The organism is Enterobacter sp. NFIX58 (genome assembly GCF_900110475.1).
Classification (GTDB): domain Bacteria; phylum Pseudomonadota; class Gammaproteobacteria; order Enterobacterales; family Enterobacteriaceae; genus Enterobacter; species Enterobacter quasiroggenkampii.
In genome coordinates, this window is record NZ_FODW01000003.1 from 124,347 (window position 1) to 141,884 (window position 17,538).

Here is a 17,538-nt window from a genome sequence, read left to right on the forward strand (position 1 = left end):
GCAAAAAAAAATAACCGACGCCTTTTATATCGTCGATTATTCATTTGGTTGCAGCGGCCGCATTTTGCCCCACATCGGATACAAAAGGCAATACTTTGCAACGCAGCGGGTAATTTTCTTTTTTCTAACTGGCTGATTTCTCGGCACTGCCCTGAGCATATACAGCAGCGATAGCACTATTTGCTAAAATTTCGTCCCGCCACCAGGCGCTGGCGAGCCCGGCGGTCTGTTCATTCCAGCCCACCCATACCGATTCATGGCTGTTTTGAGCAAGTACCTGTTTTTCAACAAGCGCACCGCTGTCAATGTACCGCTGTGCCAGATAGCGGGGCAAATAACCGCAGCCCAGACCGCTGATTTGCAGCTCCAGCTTGGTTTTAAAGTCGAAAACGGTGATGGCCTCCTGCTCGTCGAGCAGCTGCGAGGAAACCGCACATTCCGGGCGAGAGCTGTCCCCGACCACGATGGCGCGGTAGCCTTTAATCACGCGGCGGTTAAGCGGCTCAGCTTCCTGAGCCAGCGGATGATGGGGCGCTACGGCGAACACCTGCTCCAGCACGCCCAGACGCGCAAAGCCAAACTCACTCAACTGGGGAGGCTCGTGGAGTGCACCGACAAAAATATCCGCCCTGCCCTGGGTTAGGGCATCCCAGGAGCCCCCCAGCACGCCGTTGATAAAGATCAGCCGCGTCACGCTGTGGTGTTGATAGAAGGCCTCAATCAGCGGCGTCAGGAGAGAAAACGGGAAAGTGTCATCCACGCCAATCACCAGCTCGTTTTCCCATCCCTGGTGAAGTTTGACGGCCTGTTTTTCGAGTTCACGAACGGTATGGAGGACTTCACGGCCTTTTTCCAGCAGCATCTGTCCGGTGCGGGTAAAACGGGCGCGATGCCCGGAGCGATCGAGGATCTGGATATTGAGGTCGCTTTCCAGTTTTTGGACGGTATAGCTCAGGGCCGAAGGGGTTTTGTAGAGCTTTGCCGACGCAGCGGCAAAGCTTCCCTCTTTTTCCAGTGCATCCAGAATAATAAGAACATCCAGCAGCGGTTTCATGCTCGCCCCCTTTCGGTGTGCGACGGTCTCCGCTGCGGGATTTATTCCATGGGCATCACCAGCGGATCGGGATACTGATACTCAAACCCCAGCTCATGACAAATGCGATTGCCATCAACAATTTTGCCTTTACTGCCATCCTTTGCCTCACCAAAGACCGGCGGAGCCAAGCCCAGCTGACGTGCCATCAGCGGGTAAAACGTGCTGCGCGCCGGATGAGACGGTGCACATATATTATAGATGTGTCCGCCTTTCGGAGCCTGTAAGAGTAGCTCAATCGCGCCAACCACATCATCAAGATGCACAAGGTTGACAACATGTTGGCCATCTGGCGCCGACTTCCCGGCAAAAAAGCGTCCCGGATGACGACCCGGGCCTACCAGCCCCGCCAGACGTACGATATCAACCTGAGTGCCGGGAAGATGATGCAGCCAGTCTTCCAGCTCTTTCAGAACCTGACCGCTCGCTGTAACGGGACGGCGCTCGGAAGTCTCTTTTACCACGCCCTCAACCTCACCATACACCGACGTCGAACTGGTAAAAATAATGCGCGGAACATGATGCGCCAGCGCGCTGTCGACGATCTCCTGCATCGCCTGCAGGTAAAATGATTCGCCCGGGCCGCTGCGCCGCGCGGGTAGCGTAATCACCAGCGCATCGACGTTCATCAGGGTGTCCAGATCGTCCGCATCACACACCAGTTCCGGCTCCAGACGCAGTTCAACGCCATCAATACCGCACATGCGCGCCGCTTCGACCCCATCTCGGGTGGTCTTGCTCCCGGTCACCTGCCAGCCTTTCGCGGCTAATGACATCGCCAGCGGCATTCCCAGCCATCCTAAACCGACAATCGCGACCTTTTTCATGCGAATTCTCCTGACTCTTACTCGTCTTTCATAAGGCTACGCCAGCCCGGCAGAACACACAATTCATAGCATCAATATGAAATGAATTAATGATCAAAAAAAGCCCTTGCAATATGTCGCACAACTGGTTTAGGTTAAAAGACATCAAATGAATAAGCATTCATCGAGAATTTATATGACACGCGTTCAATTTAAACACCACCATCATCACCATCATCCTGACTAGTCTTTCAGGCGATGTGTGCTGGAAGACGTTTGGATCTTCCAGTGGTGCATGAACGCATGAAAAAGCCCCCGGAAGATCTTCTTCCGGGGGCTTTTTTTTGGACCGCTTTCAGACAGGTTAAAACAGGTTAACGAGGAATAAAGAATGTTAGATAACTCACGTTTACGCATAGCTATTCAAAAATCAGGCCGTTTGAGTGACGATTCACGCGAACTGCTGGCCCGCTGCGGGATTAAAATTAACCTGCACACCCAGCGCCTGATTGCTCTGGCTGAAAACATGCCCATCGACATTCTGCGCGTGCGTGATGACGATATTCCCGGCCTGGTCATGGATGGCGTCGTTGACCTCGGCATCATCGGCGAAAACGTGCTGGAAGAAGAGCTGCTAACCCGCCGCGCGCAGGGCGAAGACCCGCGTTACTTCACCCTGCGTCGTCTGGACTTCGGCGGCTGCCGCCTGTCGCTGGCAACGCCGGTTGATGAAGCGTGGGACGGCCCGGCCGCGCTGAACGGCAAACGTATCGCCACCTCCTACCCTCACCTGTTAAAGCGCTATCTGGATCAGAAAGGCGTGCAGTTTAAATCCTGTCTGCTGAACGGTTCTGTTGAAGTGGCGCCGCGTGCGGGTCTCGCGGACGCCATCTGTGACCTGGTCTCTACCGGCGCGACGCTGGAAGCAAACGGTCTGCGCGAAGTGGAGGTGATCTACCGCTCCAAAGCGTGCCTGATTCAGCGTGACGGCGAGATGGCCGACGCTAAGCAGCAGCTGATCGACAAACTGCTGACCCGTATTCAGGGCGTCATTCAGGCGCGTGAATCCAAATACATCATGATGCACGCCCCAACCGAGCGTCTGGATGAAGTCATTGCCCTGCTGCCGGGCGCCGAGCGCCCAACCATCCTGCCGCTGGCGGGCGATCAGCAGCGCGTGGCGATGCACATGGTGAGCAGCGAAACCCTGTTCTGGGAAACCATGGAAAAACTGAAGGCGCTGGGCGCAAGCTCCATCCTGGTGCTGCCGATTGAGAAGATGATGGAGTAATGGCCATGAGCTTTAACACAATCATCGACTGGAATACCTGTAGCGACGCACAGCAGCGCGAGCTGCTGATGCGCCCGGCGATTTCCGCCTCTGAAAGCATCTCGCGCACCGTGGCGGAGATCCTGGATAACGTCAAAGCCCGCGGCGATGACGCGCTGCGTGAATACAGTGCAAAGTTTGATAAGACGGAAGTTGGCGCATTACAGGTTACCGAGCAGGAAATGACTGATGCCAGCAATCGTCTGGGAGATGACATCAAACAGGCGATGGCCGTTGCGGTGAAAAACATTGATACTTTCCACACCGCGCAAAAGCTGCAGACCGTAGATGTGGAAACCCTGCCCGGCGTGCGTTGCCAGCAGGTGACCCGCCCGGTTGCCTCCGTCGGCCTCTATATTCCTGGCGGCTCTGCCCCGCTTTTCTCCACCGTACTGATGCTGGCGACACCCGCGCGCATTGCCGGGTGTCAGAAAGTGGTGCTGTGCTCGCCGCCACCGATAGCCGACGAGATCCTGTATGCGGCGAAGCTGTGCGGCGTGCAGGCGGTCTATAAAGTGGGCGGCGCGCAGGCGATTTCAGCCCTGGCGTTCGGCACGGAATCCATTCCCAAGGTCGACAAAATCTTTGGCCCGGGCAATGCGTATGTAACCGAGGCTAAGCGTCAGGTCAGCCAGCGTCTGGACGGCGCGGCCATCGATATGCCTGCCGGCCCGTCTGAGGTGCTGGTGATTGCCGACAGCGGCGCCACGCCGGATTTCGTCGCGTCTGACCTGCTTTCCCAGGCGGAACACGGCCCGGATTCGCAGGTCATCCTGCTGACGCCGGATGCCGATATGGCGAAACGCGTGGGCGAAGCCGTGGAGCGTCAGCTTGCCGATCTGCCCCGCGCCGACACGGCACGCCAGGCGTTAGCGGCCAGCCGCCTGATTGTGGCGCGCGATCTTGAGCAGTGCATTGCCATTTCTAACCAGTACGGCCCGGAGCACCTGATTATTCAGACCCGCAACGCGCGCGATCTGGTCGACAGCATTACCAGCGCGGGCTCGGTGTTCCTCGGCGACTGGTCCCCGGAGTCCGCAGGCGATTACGCCTCCGGCACCAACCACGTGCTGCCAACGTATGGCTATACCTCAACCTGTTCCAGCCTGGGACTGGCGGATTTCCAGAAACGCATGACCGTGCAGGAACTCTCCCGCGAAGGGTTTGCCTCACTGGCGTCCACCATTGAAACCCTGGCCGCCGCCGAGCGCCTGACCGCCCACAAAAATGCCGTTACGCTGCGCGTTGCAGCCCTGAAGGAGCAAGCATGAACATTGAAGAATTAGCCCGCGAAAATGTCCGTCGCCTGACGCCCTATCAGTCTGCGCGTCGTCTGGGCGGTAAAGGGGATGTCTGGCTGAACGCCAACGAATATCCAACGGCGGTGCAGTTTGAGCTGTCGCAGCAAACGCTGAACCGTTATCCGGAGTGTCAGCCGAAGGCGGTAATCGAAAACTACGCCCAGTACGCGGGCGTGAAGCCAGAGCAGGTGCTGGTCAGCCGCGGCGCGGATGAGGGCATTGAGCTGCTGATCCGCGCGTTCTGCGAGCCGGGCAAAGACGCCGTCATGTACTGCCAGCCGACCTACGGCATGTACAGCGTCAGCGCGGAAACCTTTGGGGTGGCGTGCCGCAACGTGCTCTCCCTGGAGAACTGGCAGCTGGATCTGCAGGGCATTGCCGACAATCTTGACGGCGTAAAAGTCGTCTTTGTCTGTAGCCCAAACAACCCGACCGGCCAGATTATTAACCCACAGGATATCCGAACCCTGCTGGAGATGACGCGCGGAAAAGCGCTGGTGGTCGCCGACGAAGCCTACATCGAGTTCTGCCCGCAGGCAACGCTGGCAGGCTGGCTGGAAGAGTATCCTCACCTGGTGGTGCTGCGTACGCTGTCGAAGGCTTTCGCCCTCGCGGGTCTGCGCTGCGGATTCACCCTGGCGAATAAAGAGGTAATCGACCTGCTGCTGAAGGTGATCGCTCCGTACCCCCTCTCGACGCCGGTTGCCGATATTGCGGCACAGGCGCTGACGCCTCAGGGGATTAACGCGATGCGCGAGCGCGTGGCGCAAATTCTGGAGGAACGTCAGTACCTGGTAACGGCCCTGAAGGATATCCCGTGCGTGGAGCAGGTATTCGACTCGGAAACCAACTACATCCTGGTGCGCTTTACCGCCTCCAGCGCCGTATTTAAATCTTTGTGGGATCAGGGCATTATCTTACGAGACCAGAATAAACAACCTTCTCTGAGCGGATGCCTGCGCATTACCGTCGGCACCCGCGCAGAGAGCCAGCGCGTAATTGACGCCCTGAAAGCGGAGAAAGTATGACCCAGAAGATCCTTTTCATCGATCGTGACGGCACCCTTATTTCGGAGCCACCAGCTGATTTTCAGGTCGACCGATTCGACAAGCTGGCGTTTGAACCTGACGTGATCCCGGTGCTGCTCAAGCTGCAAAAAGCCGGATACAAGCTGGTGATGATCACCAACCAGGACGGTCTGGGTACCGACAGCTTCCCGCAGGCAGACTTTGACGGCCCGCATAATTTAATGATGCAGGTGCTGACCTCTCAGGGCGTGGTGTTTGATGAAGTGCTGATTTGCCCGCACATGCCAGCCGACGAGTGCGACTGCCGTAAGCCAAAGGTGAAGCTGGTCGAGGGCTATCTGGCAGAGGATGTGCTGGATAAGGCTAACAGCTATGTCATCGGCGATCGCATCACTGATATTACGCTCGCGGAAAACATGGGCATCGCAGGGCTTCGCTACGACCGTAACAACCTTAACTGGGCGATGATTGGCGAACAACTGACAAAACGTGACCGCTACTCGCACGTTGAACGTAACACCAAAGAGACGCAGATTGATGTGAAGGTCTGGCTGGACCGCGAAGGCGGCAGCAAGATCCACACCGGCGTGGGTTTCTTCGACCACATGCTGGACCAGATTGCCACCCACGGCGGTTTCCGCATGGAGATCACGGTAAAAGGCGATCTTTATATTGACGATCACCATACCGTGGAAGATACCGGCCTGGCGCTGGGTGAAGCCCTCAAGCTGGCGCTCGGTGATAAACGCGGCATCAACCGTTTTGGCTTTGTCCTGCCGATGGACGAGTGTCTGGCACGCTGTGCGATGGATATCTCCGGACGTCCGCACCTGGAATATAAAGCAGACTTCAATTACCAGCGCGTGGGCGATCTGAGCACCGAAATGGTGGAGCACTTCTTCCGTTCATTGTCCTACACCATGGGCCTGACGCTGCACCTGAAGACCAAAGGCAAGAACGACCACCACCGCGTAGAGAGTCTCTTCAAGGCCTTCGGCCGCACGCTGCGCCAGGCAATCCGCGTGGAAGGTGACGCCCTGCCCTCATCAAAAGGAGTGCTGTAATGAACGTGGTGATTCTGGATACCGGATGCGCCAACCTGAACTCCGTAAAGTCGGCGATTGCGCGCCACGGCTACGAGCCGGTGGTCAGCCGTGACCCGGACGTGGTGCTGCGTGCCGATAAGTTATTCCTGCCGGGCGTGGGCACTGCGCAGGCGGCGATGGATCAGATCCACGCGCGCGAGCTGGTCGATCTCATCAAGGCTTGTACCCAGCCGGTGCTGGGGATTTGCCTGGGCATGCAGATTCTTGGCCGCCGTAGCGAAGAGAATAACGGCGTTGACCTGCTGGGCATTATCGACGAAGACGTGCCGAAGATGACCGACCACGGTCTGCCTCTGCCGCATATGGGCTGGAACCGCGTGTACGCCAAAGCGGGCGACAGGCTTTTTCGCGGCATTGAAGACGGCGCGTATTTTTACTTCGTACACAGCTACGCCATGCCGGTGAACGCGAATACGATCGCCCAGTGCACTTACGGCGAGGCGTTTACCGCAGCCGTGCAGAAAGACAATTTCTTCGGCGTACAGTTTCACCCGGAGCGCTCAGGCGCCGCGGGCGCGCAGCTGCTGAAAAACTTCCTGGAGATGTGATGATTATTCCCGCGTTAGATTTAATTGACGGCACGGTTGTCCGTCTTCATCAGGGCGATTACGGGCAGCAGCGAGACTACGGAAACGATCCGCTGCCGCGTCTGCAGGATTATGCCGCCCAGGGGGCTCAGGTGCTGCATCTGGTCGATTTAACAGGTGCGAAAGACCCGGCAAAACGCCAGATCCCTCTGCTGAAAAATCTGGTTGCCGGTGTTGATGTGCCGGTACAGGTGGGCGGCGGCGTACGTACAGAAGATGACGTTGCGGCACTGCTGGACGCGGGCGTAGCGCGCGTGGTGGTCGGTTCAACCGCGGTGAAAGAGCCTGAGATCGTAAAAGGCTGGTTCCGCCGCTTTGGCGCCGACGCGCTGGTACTGGCGCTGGACGTGCGCATTGATGAACAAGGTAATAAGCAGGTGGCGGTCAGCGGCTGGCAGGAAAACTCTGGCGTGACGCTGGAGGCGCTGGTCGAGATGTATCTCCCCGTTGGCCTGAAGCACGTGCTGTGCACGGATATCTCCCGTGACGGCACGCTGGCGGGCTCCAACGTCTCGCTGTATGAAGAGATCTGCGCGCGTTATCCGCAGGTGGCGTTCCAGTCTTCGGGCGGAATTGGTGATTTAAACGATATTGCCGCGCTGCGCGGAACGGGCGTACAGGGCGTAATTGTGGGCCGAGCCCTGCTGGAAGGTAAATTTACGGTGACGGAGGCGATTCAATGCTGGCAAAACGGATAATCCCTTGCCTGGACGTACGTGACGGCCAGGTCGTGAAAGGCGTACAGTTCCGCAACCACGAGATCATTGGCGACATCGTCCCGCTGGCAAAACGCTATGCTGATGAAGGCGCAGACGAGCTGGTCTTTTATGATATCACCGCCTCCAGCGATGGACGCGTAGTCGACAAAAGCTGGGTAGCTCGCGTGGCGGAAGTGATCGATATTCCGTTCTGCGTGGCGGGCGGGATTAAATCCGCTGACGATGCGGCCCAAATTCTCTCGTTTGGTGCCGACAAGATTTCCATCAACTCCCCTGCCCTGGCCGACCCGGAGTTAATTACTCGCCTCGCCGATCGTTTTGGCGTGCAGTGTATTGTGGTTGGGATCGACACCTGGTATGACGCCGCAACGGGCAAGTATCACGTCAATCAATATACGGGTGACGAAAGCCGCACGCGCGTAACGCAGTGGGAAACGCTCGACTGGGTGCAGGAAGTGCAGAAGCGTGGCGCGGGCGAGATTGTGTTGAACATGATGAACCAGGATGGCGTGCGTAATGGGTATGACCTCGAGCAGCTGAAAAAAGTCCGTACAGTCTGCCACGTTCCGCTGATTGCCTCCGGCGGCGCGGGTACCATGGAACACTTCTTGGAAGCCTTCCGCGATGCGAACGTGGACGGCGCGCTGGCCGCTTCCGTGTTCCACAAACAGATTATTAATATTGGTGAGTTAAAAACGTACCTGGCCGACCAGGGCGTGGAGATCAGGGTATGTTAACAGAGCAACAACAGGCGCAGCTGGACTGGGAAAAAACGGATGGATTACTGCCGGTGGTTGTCCAGCATGCCATCTCAGGCGAAGTGCTGATGCTGGGCTATATGAACCAGGACGCGCTGGCGAAAACAATCGAAAGCGGCAAAGTGACGTTTTACTCCCGCACGAAACAGCGCCTGTGGACCAAGGGTGAAACCTCGGGTCATTTCCTGAACGTGGTCAGCATTACGCCTGACTGCGATAACGATACCCTGCTGGTACTGGCAAACCCAATCGGCCCGACCTGCCATAAGGGCACCAGCAGCTGCTTCGGCGAGGCGAGTCATCAGTGGCTGTTCCTGTATCAACTGGAGCAGTTGCTGGCAGAGCGTAAAACGGCAGATCCTGAGAGTTCTTATACTGCGAAGCTGTACGCCAGCGGAACCAAGCGTATTGCGCAAAAGGTGGGTGAAGAAGGCGTTGAGACTGCGCTGGCCGCGACCGTGCATGACCGCGAGGAGCTGACGAATGAAGCCTCTGATTTGATGTATCACCTGCTGGTGCTCCTGCAGGATCAGGCGCTGGATTTGACGGCGGTGATTGAGAATTTACGTAAAAGACATAAATAAACATCCTACCGGGGGAGCGCTCGCTCCCCTTTTCCTGTAATAAAGCAGTTATCATTCCTTCCGTGAGCGGGTATCATCAGCCGATAGTGTAAACGCACGATTCTATGCGTTAAGAGTTACTCATTTAACATTGAGGTTGAAGATGAAATTTCTGGTCACCGGCGCTGCCGGCTTTATCGGTTTCCACGTCAGCGAGCGCCTGCTGCAGGCAGGACATCAGGTTGTAGGAATTGATAACCTTAATGACTATTACGATGTCAATCTGAAGCAAGCGCGACTGGATCTGCTTACATCCGACAATTTCACTTTCCATAAGCTGGATCTGGCCGATCGCGAAGGGATGGCCTCGTTGTTTGCCGCTGAGAAGTTTGACCGCGTGATCCACCTCGCCGCGCAGGCTGGCGTACGTTACTCTCTGGAAAATCCGCACGCTTACGCGCAATCAAACCTTATCGGCCATCTCAACGTACTGGAAGGCTGCCGACACAACAAGGTGCAGCATTTACTGTATGCTTCTTCCAGCTCTGTTTACGGCCTGAACCGAAAGATGCCTTTCTCCACCGATGACTCGGTTGATCACCCGGTTTCCTTGTATGCCGCGACGAAAAAATCCAACGAACTGATGTCGCATACCTACTCTCATCTTTACAATCTCCCGACGACCGGCCTGCGCTTTTTCACCGTGTATGGGCCATGGGGCCGTCCGGACATGGCGCTGTTTAAATTTACTAAGGCCATGATTGAAGGCAAAAGTATTGATGTTTACAACTATGGCAAGATGAAGCGCGACTTCACCTATATCGATGATATTGTTGAAGCGATTATTCGCCTGCAGGATGTTATCCCTCAGGTCGATGCGAACTGGACCGTTGAAACAGGGTCCCCGGCGTCCAGCTCTGCGCCGTACCGTGTTTACAACATTGGCAACAGTGCGCCCGTAGAGCTGATGGATTACATCACCGCGCTGGAAGAAGCGTTAGGCAAAGAAGCGGATAAAAATATGATGCCTGTTCAGCCAGGTGACGTGCTCGAAACAAGCGCGGATACCACGGCGCTCTATGACGTGATTGGGTTTAAGCCGAAAACGTCGGTGAAGGAAGGCGTGAAGAATTTTGTGGACTGGTATCGGGCTTTTTATAAGCTTTAAAACTATACACAGGCATAATATTTAAAAACCCTCTCTATCCACCTTTTTAAAGGTGGATTTTTCATTTTGGGTTAATAATATAACACCGCCAACATCAGCATGTTTTAATTATATATCACAAGTCATTCCTGATAGCTTTGTCGTGGTTGCAGTATTTTTATTTCTGGCTATTTAAAAATAAGACAACTTACTATCAAAACTCCAATAAACAACGTAAAAGACGCATCCGTTTTCCCAGATGCGTCTTCATGAGTATAATTAACGACTGGAAGTCGAAACAGAAGGTAACAAGATAGCTCTCATTTTTTTAGTTAAGATCCTGACTAAGGGCTCCGTCAATATTGCCATAACAACACTTGAGAAAAGTATAAATAAAAACACACACAAAGACTCAAGCCCTGAAGAAATACGCCCGCCAATTTTACTCATGACAAAATAGAGAATCTGATGATGAAATAAAAATGCAACGAATGCATGTTTTGCAAAATAACTGGTAATGTTTCTGAGCCAGTCTATACTTCCCAAAAACTCAATCAAATAAACAGCTATTGAAAATAAAGAAACACCAAAAATTAACATGTACAGTTGCGGCATTATGCTTTCACGAGCAGGAACTGCAATAGCTAAGGCTAACATTCCTGCTAACATTGCATAGAGACGATTTTTTTTGTCCTTTAAAATAAAATAAGCATAGCTCATGCCAAATAAAAAATCTGGCAACCGCATAAGAGGATTACAATTAATATAAACAGAGAACAGTTTTTGATAGTTAAGTCCAACAGCAAAAAATATAGCTGACACGACTCCCCATGCAATTACTGGCATTTTCTTGAGAGCTTCATACAGCACAGGAAAGAATAGATATGTGATAATCATATAACCTGTATACCATTCCCCCACCAGATAATAGTTCTGCATCCGATAAAGAAAAAAGCCATCAAGACCAATTATTGAGAGAATAAATTTCCAATAATGCCCATCTCCAACAAAACTGCCTTTGATAATTAGCATAAGTGCAGCAACAATTAAATAACTTATCCAAAACGATGGGAATATTGCAAGCACTCTTTTTTTCAGAAAAAGAACATAGTCATTATTGTCTTTGGTGCTGATAACCAAAGACAACCCGGAAATAATGATAAACATAGAAATGCCAACATCACCCATTGTCTGACCGAAATAGGACAATTCACCGAGCTTTAAAAAACCGGGGTAGTTATAATATATTTCCACATTATAATGGAACAATACGATCATAAAAAATGATATCACTCTTATGAAATCTGGCGCAAATAGACGCATATTTGAAGTTGTTACATTATTATTGTTCATTTATCATATTCCAGTGGTCATTTCAAAAACAGAAATATAGATAGCGAATGTAATACTATTGAATAAATATCAGCAATTCAATGGACATTCGATATGAGAAATCACTTAGGTAGGAACGATGCGCATAATTATAAATAGACAGCTCAAACTGGCACCACCATAGGTTGGGGTGCCAGAATGTTCAATCAGTCACTACCAAATAAATCGCGCGTGTAGACTTTATCTGCAACATCCGCCAGTTCTTCAGCCATGCGGTTAGAAATGATTACATCGGCTTCTTGCTTGAATGCATTTAGATCCCGCACAACGCGCGAATGGAAGAACTCGTCCTCCTGCATGACAGGTTCATAAATAATGACCTGTACACCCTTGGCCTTGATACGCTTCATGATCCCCTGAATGGATGAAGCGCGGAAGTTGTCGGATCCACTTTTCATAATCAGACGATAGACGCCCACCACTTTAGGCTGACGGGAAAGAATGGAGTCCGCCACGAAATCTTTACGTGTGCGGTTGGCGTCCACAATCGCCGAGATAATATTGTTTGGAACGGAGTGATAGTTTGCCAGTAGCTGCTTAGTATCTTTAGGCAGACAGTAACCGCCGTAGCCAAAAGAGGGATTGTTATAATGGTTACCAATTCGTGGATCGAGGCAAACACCTTCGATGATCTGACGACTGTTAAGTCCAAGGCTCTCAGCATAGCTGTCCAGTTCATTGAAGTAAGCAACACGCATTGCCAGATAGGTGTTGGCAAAGAGCTTGATGGCTTCCGCTTCTGTTGAGTCGGTAAAGAGCGTCGGAATATCTTTCTTCGTCGCGCCCTCCTGCAACAGTGCCGCAAAGCGCTCTGCACGCTCAGAGCGTTCGCCAATCACGATTCGTGATGGATGCAGGTTATCGTAAAGCGCACGACCTTCACGCAAGAATTCTGGCGAGAAAATAACGTTATCGATACCGTACTTCTCTTTAACCGACTGGGTAAAACCAACCGGAATGGTGGATTTAATGATCATGACCGCATCTGGATTGAACTCAATGACATCACGGATGACCGACTCAACGCTTGAGGTATTAAAATAGTTGGTTTTGGGATCGTAATCTGTAGGGGTGGCGATAATCACATATTCTGCCCCCACGTAAGCATCACGCTTGTCAGTCGTAGCGCGGAAGTTTAACGGCTTCGTTGCCAGATACTCTTCAATCTCTTTATCTACAATCGGGGACTGCTTCTTATTGAGCATATCCACTTTGGCCTGAACGATATCTAGCGCGACCACTTCGTGATTCTGAGCAATAAGAATACCGTTGGAGAGACCTACATACCCTGTACCGGAAATAGTTATTTTCATTTGCGAGTAACTTCTGTAAGTGAACTGTTAAGATGACCCGAGGACCATCATGATAACCAATGACTGTTGGGCTTTTTACCTCCTGCCTTGTGGGACTGTCAAGGCGAAGCCAGAGGATTAGCCCGTCTCGTGACAACATTCAGACTACTTCGAACATTTGGTGATTATTTTGATGTAAAAAAAACCCGGAGAATATCTCCGGGTTTGCATACAACCTGAGGTTAAATCAGATTAATCCAGCCATTCCGTGTGGAACACACCTTCTTTATCAGTACGCTTGTAAGTATGTGCGCCGAAGTAGTCACGCTGTGCCTGAATCAGGTTAGCCGGCAGTACCGCAGAACGATAGCTATCGTAGTAGGCTACTGCAGCAGAGAAGGTCGGAACCGGGATACCGTTCTGCACAGCGTAGGCAACCACGTCACGCAGCGCCTGCTGGTATTCGTCCGCAATTTTCTTAAAGTACGGTGCCAGCAGCAGGTTGGCGATACCGGCGTTTTCAGCATAGGCATCGGTGATTTTCTGCAGGAACTGCGCACGAATGATGCAGCCCGCGCGGAAGATCTTCGCGATCTCACCATAGTTCAGATCCCAGTTGTTCTCGTCTGATGCCGCACGCAGCTGAGAGAAGCCTTGCGCGTAAGAAACGATTTTCCCCAGGTACAGTGCACGACGCACTTTCTCAACGAACTCCGCTTTATCACCCGCTGGTTTAGCCTGCGGGCCAGACAGCACTTTAGATGCCGCCACGCGCTGCTCTTTCAGGGAAGAGATGTAACGCGCGAAAACAGATTCGGTGATCAGAGACAGTGGTTCACCCAGATCCAGAGAGCTCTGGCTGGTCCATTTACCGGTGCCTTTGTTCGCTGCTTCATCCAGAATCACATCAACCAGGTATTTACCCTCTTCATCTTTTTTCGTGAAGATATCTTTGGTGATGTCAATCAGGTAGCTGTTCAGCTCGCCTTTGTTCCACTCGGTGAAGGTTTCCGCCAGCTCTTCATTGGTGAGGTTCAGGCCGCCTTTCAGCAGAGAGTATGCTTCCGCGATCAGCTGCATATCGCCGTATTCGATGCCGTTGTGCACCATTTTCACATAGTGACCTGCACCGTCCGCACCGATATAGGTTACGCAAGGCTCACCATCTTCAGCCACGGCTGCGATTTTGGTCAGGATAGGTGCAACCAGCTCGTATGCATCTTTCTGGCCGCCAGGCATGATAGATGGGCCTTTCAGCGCGCCCTCTTCACCACCGGAAACACCGGTGCCGATGAAGTTGAAGCCTTCAGCAGACAGTTCACGATTACGACGAATGGTGTCCTGGAAGAAGGTGTTACCGCCATCAATGATGATGTCGCCTTTTTCGAGGTAAGGCTTCAGGGAGTCGATAGCAGCATCGGTACCTGCACCTGCTTTCACCATTAACAGGATACGACGAGGCGTTTCCAGAGACTCAACGAACTCTTTCACCGTATAGAAAGGAACCAGTTTCTTGCCTGGGTTCTCGGCAATCACTTCTTCGGTCTTATCACGGGAACGGTTGAAAACGGAAACGGTATAGCCACGGCTTTCGATGTTGAGCGCCAGATTGCGCCCCATAACAGCCATACCGACAACACCGATTTGTTGTTTGGACATTACGTACTCCTGTCAGGTGTGGATACGCCAGCGGATTCTTCCCGGCGATACAAAGTGTAAACATGTTAACTTAAAATTTATTGCGATGAACAGTAGCCATGTAAACTTCTTGTCCCATCTGTTTAACCTTAAGTGCACATTTCGGAAAACATTTCAGACCAAAAAATGTTACGCAGCGAGGCATACTGAATTACCATCTGAAGTAATTGCAATTTACACGTTCTCCGATCGCCTTTAATTTCAGCAAACTTTTAAAACATGTTTACGAAACATGTACATAACGCTTTTCAGATGCCATAGAAAATGTCTGCTAAACAATGTTCTATTATCATTTTGACTAAAATGTACTACTTTTAATTCAGGAAGATAGACTAATTTATAACCTGCATTTTTTGCTCTGATACAAATATCGATATCTTCACAGTACATAAAAAATTGCTCATCGAAGCCATTGATTTGATTAAAAACCGAGCATTTCATCCCTAAAAAAGAACCGGCGCACCAGTCAACAACCTGATGAGTGTTAATATCAGAGCGATCTATTATACTTTTATTATAACCCAGAAAATACGAAGTAAAGAAGTTAACTAATTTGGGAAAATGTCTGACTGAGGGATCTCGTACAGTCAAATTCTGATCTTTGTAGAGATCAGCTGTAAAGAGATCATATTTATGGCATGCAAGTATTCCACTTAATTGTTTAAGCGTGTCAGCATCGACCAAAACGTCTGGATTGAGAAATAAGAAATAATCTTCCTGAACATCAACGCAATAATCTTCAATTATCTTTGCAACAGCATGATTGTTATTGCGTGAAAACCCCGAACGCTCAAGAGATGGAATATAACAAATCTTTTCGCTCGCGCAAAACTCTCGCAATCCAAGGCTATTTACATTATCTTTTATGTATATTCTAAATAGAGAGCTCGCATCAAACTGAGAATCATTAATTTTATTAATTAATGACTTGATATAATCATCATGAAAATGACTTACTACTATTATGTGTATCATAATAATTTTCTGACTGCATCTGACATTGCACGGAAATATACCTTCAGGTATTCAATGTTTTTACTTTTAAAAAGTAAAATCATTTGATGCACAAAAGAAAAAACAATTTCCCGAATAGCTAATAGCTTTGGAATGTGAGGCATTTTTAACATAAAAACACCATTCCTGACTCGATAATAACGGCGCCATGCAGAGTGCACAGGAATAACAAACCCCAACATTTCAATATGAGCATCACCTATTTCATGCTGCATAATGACATTTGGAGTAATAAAGATTTTAAAACCACGGCTAATAACTCTTAAACACCATTCAGTATCAACATAATCAATGAAAAGTGAATCGTCCATAAGGTTGTCTAACAATAAAACCTTATTATCGACAAGACATCCTGAGGCAATAATGCATGACACTTCAACAGGTTTAGATGATGTTATATCGGGAATGATTTTAGTGCGTAAGCCATGCCTGGACATTCTAATTACAGGATATATTTTTTTATAGCGGCTATCCTGCAGTGTTGGTCCAAGAGCAGCAATATTGTAACTCTGCTTAAGAGATACAAAATCTTCGACCATTTTGCTGACAAAATCTTCAGCTATACTGCTATCTTGATCAAAGAATAATGTAAAATCTCCGCCAAGAGTAAGACCATGGCGGATACCTTTGTTTTGAGCAGCGGCAATACCGATATTATCAGAAAGGGACAAAAGCTCAACGTTAGAGCAGGAAGTCTGAAGCCTGGAAATATCCTCAATATTGTCACTACCATTGTCGACGATAATAGTTCGATAGGATTGTGTCTCTAACTGAGAGACAAGTGACGATAGATTGGTTGTTACAGGATTAAAGGTTACAACAATTGCTATAACCTTGTGTGGCTGAGAATTATCCCTGCTTGTCATCAGTGCAACCATTTGCCATGATTTGCTCAATTTTATTACTATTACCCCAGATAGCTGGAGAGTCATAGGCACGAGCTGGGAATACATTATAAACTGGTTTAATTTTGAGTCTATGCTGTTCTATAAACTCTTCTACTGCTGTACGTAAACTTTTCGGTTTGCCGCTACTGCAGTTAATCACTCCAGCAACCTCTGTCTGGATAGTCGCTGTCGCGATTTGTTTTGCAAGGCATTCAACGTCGATAAAATCATACAGCATTTCTCCACTGTTAAGTGGGAAAGTTTCTTTACCGGCATCTTCTGCAGCCATTATTTTTGAGAAAATTGAATTACTGTTTCTGTCATCACCAGTTATGTAATACATACGCAGCCATTTTAATGAAATTCCGGCCTTTTCCATTTCATAAGTGCAGATCTGGCGTAAGAAATTTTTCGCGATCCCATAAGGGTTACTAGGATTACAAGCCGTCTTTTCAGTAATCTCCCCAACATGATAACCTATTTCATGCATGGTTCCGGCCACTGAAATATTTTGTACACCTGCGCTAATCAAGGCTTTTAAAAATCGATAGTGGTTCATAACATTAGCGATATGACCCTGGTCGTGATGGTTAAAACCAGCACTCCAGGCTAGATGAAGCACAGCATCAAAGTCAGAGAAAACTTCAATGATTTTATCATCACTCGCATCTAAAATATCCATTTCAAGAACTTCCGATGTAATCGTATTTCTTGAACCGGGATATGTTATTGCGACAACATCGTGATGCATTGAAGTCAATGCTTTCACGACATGTTTACCTATGTAACCACCAGCACCAGTAACAGCAATTTTCAT

Annotated in this window: 18 protein-coding genes and 1 other annotated feature; of the genes, 10 read left to right on the forward strand and 8 right to left on the reverse strand. The window is 50.3% G+C overall.

Going from position 1 to position 17,538, the window contains the following annotated elements:
- Window positions 1–124: 124 nt before the first annotated feature.
- The gene (locus BMW97_RS14005; protein WP_045908598.1) at window positions 125–1,054 is read right to left on the reverse strand and encodes a LysR substrate-binding domain-containing protein; all 930 of its coding nucleotides are present in this window, start codon (window positions 1,052–1,054) and stop codon (window positions 125–127) included.
- Window positions 1,055–1,095: 41 nt separating this feature from the next.
- The gene (locus tag BMW97_RS14010) at window positions 1,096–1,920 is read right to left on the reverse strand and encodes an SDR family oxidoreductase (RefSeq protein ID WP_045908599.1); all 825 of its coding nucleotides are present in this window, start codon (window positions 1,918–1,920) and stop codon (window positions 1,096–1,098) included.
- A gap of 175 nt (window positions 1,921–2,095) precedes the next feature.
- Here BMW97_RS14010 and hisL point away from each other — a divergent pair, with 175 nt between their 5' ends.
- The 10 genes from hisL (at window position 2,096) to BMW97_RS14055 (ending at window position 10,459) form a co-directional block, all read left to right on the forward strand.
- Window positions 2,096–2,146: a his operon leader peptide gene (hisL, locus tag BMW97_RS23920; protein ID WP_001364200.1), complete on the forward strand. Its 51-nt coding sequence runs from the start codon at window positions 2,096–2,098 to the stop codon at window positions 2,144–2,146.
- Window positions 2,122–2,245, forward strand: a sequence feature (His leader region). It overlaps the preceding gene by 25 nt.
- 45 nt (window positions 2,246–2,290) lie before the next feature.
- On the forward strand, window positions 2,291–3,190 hold the full coding sequence (gene hisG, locus BMW97_RS14015) for an ATP phosphoribosyltransferase (protein ID WP_000886595.1): 900 nt from the start codon (window positions 2,291–2,293) through the stop codon (window positions 3,188–3,190).
- A 5-nt stretch (window positions 3,191–3,195) separates the two neighbouring features.
- Window positions 3,196–4,500: a histidinol dehydrogenase gene (hisD, locus tag BMW97_RS14020; protein ID WP_045908762.1), complete on the forward strand. Its 1,305-nt coding sequence runs from the start codon at window positions 3,196–3,198 to the stop codon at window positions 4,498–4,500.
- Window positions 4,497–5,558 carry a histidinol-phosphate transaminase gene (gene hisC, locus BMW97_RS14025; RefSeq protein WP_021241431.1) on the forward strand — a complete coding sequence of 354 codons (1,062 nt, stop codon included), beginning with the start codon at window positions 4,497–4,499 and terminating at the stop codon, window positions 5,556–5,558. Before hisD ends, hisC begins: the two co-directional genes overlap by 4 nt.
- Window positions 5,555–6,622, forward strand: coding sequence for a bifunctional histidinol-phosphatase/imidazoleglycerol-phosphate dehydratase HisB (gene hisB, locus BMW97_RS14030; protein WP_045908600.1), 1,068 nt, complete (start codon window positions 5,555–5,557; stop codon window positions 6,620–6,622). Before hisC ends, hisB begins: the two co-directional genes overlap by 4 nt.
- On the forward strand, window positions 6,622–7,212 hold the full coding sequence (gene hisH, locus BMW97_RS14035; RefSeq protein ID WP_045908601.1) for an imidazole glycerol phosphate synthase subunit HisH: 591 nt from the start codon (window positions 6,622–6,624) through the stop codon (window positions 7,210–7,212). The genes hisB and hisH overlap by 1 nt, the downstream gene beginning before the upstream one ends.
- Entirely contained in the window at window positions 7,212–7,949 is a 738-nt protein-coding gene (gene hisA / locus BMW97_RS14040; protein WP_023616231.1) for a 1-(5-phosphoribosyl)-5-[(5-phosphoribosylamino)methylideneamino]imidazole-4-carboxamide isomerase, read from the forward strand. Before hisH ends, hisA begins: the two co-directional genes overlap by 1 nt.
- Entirely contained in the window at window positions 7,931–8,707 is a 777-nt protein-coding gene (hisF, locus tag BMW97_RS14045) for an imidazole glycerol phosphate synthase subunit HisF (protein WP_045908602.1), read from the forward strand. Before hisA ends, hisF begins: the two co-directional genes overlap by 19 nt.
- The gene (gene hisIE, locus BMW97_RS14050; protein WP_045908603.1) at window positions 8,701–9,312 is read left to right on the forward strand and encodes a bifunctional phosphoribosyl-AMP cyclohydrolase/phosphoribosyl-ATP diphosphatase HisIE; all 612 of its coding nucleotides are present in this window, start codon (window positions 8,701–8,703) and stop codon (window positions 9,310–9,312) included. The genes hisF and hisIE overlap by 7 nt, the downstream gene beginning before the upstream one ends.
- A 142-nt stretch (window positions 9,313–9,454) precedes the next feature.
- Window positions 9,455–10,459 (forward strand): NAD-dependent epimerase, encoded by a 1,005-nt coding sequence (locus BMW97_RS14055; protein WP_045908604.1) that lies wholly within the window; start codon window positions 9,455–9,457, stop codon window positions 10,457–10,459.
- A 258-nt stretch (window positions 10,460–10,717) separates the two neighbouring features.
- Here BMW97_RS14055 and BMW97_RS14060 read toward each other — a convergent pair whose 3' ends face one another.
- From BMW97_RS14060 to BMW97_RS14085, 6 genes are all read right to left on the reverse strand, one after another.
- Window positions 10,718–11,791 (reverse strand): acyltransferase family protein, encoded by a 1,074-nt coding sequence (locus tag BMW97_RS14060; RefSeq protein ID WP_090392952.1) that lies wholly within the window; start codon window positions 11,789–11,791, stop codon window positions 10,718–10,720.
- A 185-nt stretch (window positions 11,792–11,976) separates the two neighbouring features.
- Window positions 11,977–13,143 carry a UDP-glucose 6-dehydrogenase gene (gene ugd / locus BMW97_RS14065; RefSeq protein ID WP_045908606.1) on the reverse strand — a complete coding sequence of 389 codons (1,167 nt, stop codon included), beginning with the start codon at window positions 13,141–13,143 and terminating at the stop codon, window positions 11,977–11,979.
- A gap of 231 nt (window positions 13,144–13,374) precedes the next feature.
- Entirely contained in the window at window positions 13,375–14,781 is a 1,407-nt protein-coding gene (gene gndA, locus BMW97_RS14070) for an NADP-dependent phosphogluconate dehydrogenase (RefSeq protein WP_045908607.1), read from the reverse strand.
- A gap of 240 nt (window positions 14,782–15,021) precedes the next feature.
- The gene (locus BMW97_RS14075; RefSeq protein WP_045908608.1) at window positions 15,022–15,795 is read right to left on the reverse strand and encodes a glycosyltransferase; all 774 of its coding nucleotides are present in this window, start codon (window positions 15,793–15,795) and stop codon (window positions 15,022–15,024) included.
- Window positions 15,792–16,700: a glycosyltransferase family 2 protein gene (locus BMW97_RS14080; protein WP_045908609.1), complete on the reverse strand. Its 909-nt coding sequence runs from the start codon at window positions 16,698–16,700 to the stop codon at window positions 15,792–15,794. Before BMW97_RS14080 ends, BMW97_RS14075 begins: the two co-directional genes overlap by 4 nt.
- A complete protein-coding gene (locus BMW97_RS14085; RefSeq protein WP_045908610.1) occupies window positions 16,684–17,538 on the reverse strand; it encodes an NAD-dependent epimerase/dehydratase family protein in 855 nt (284 codons plus the stop codon). The genes BMW97_RS14080 and BMW97_RS14085 overlap by 17 nt, the downstream gene beginning before the upstream one ends.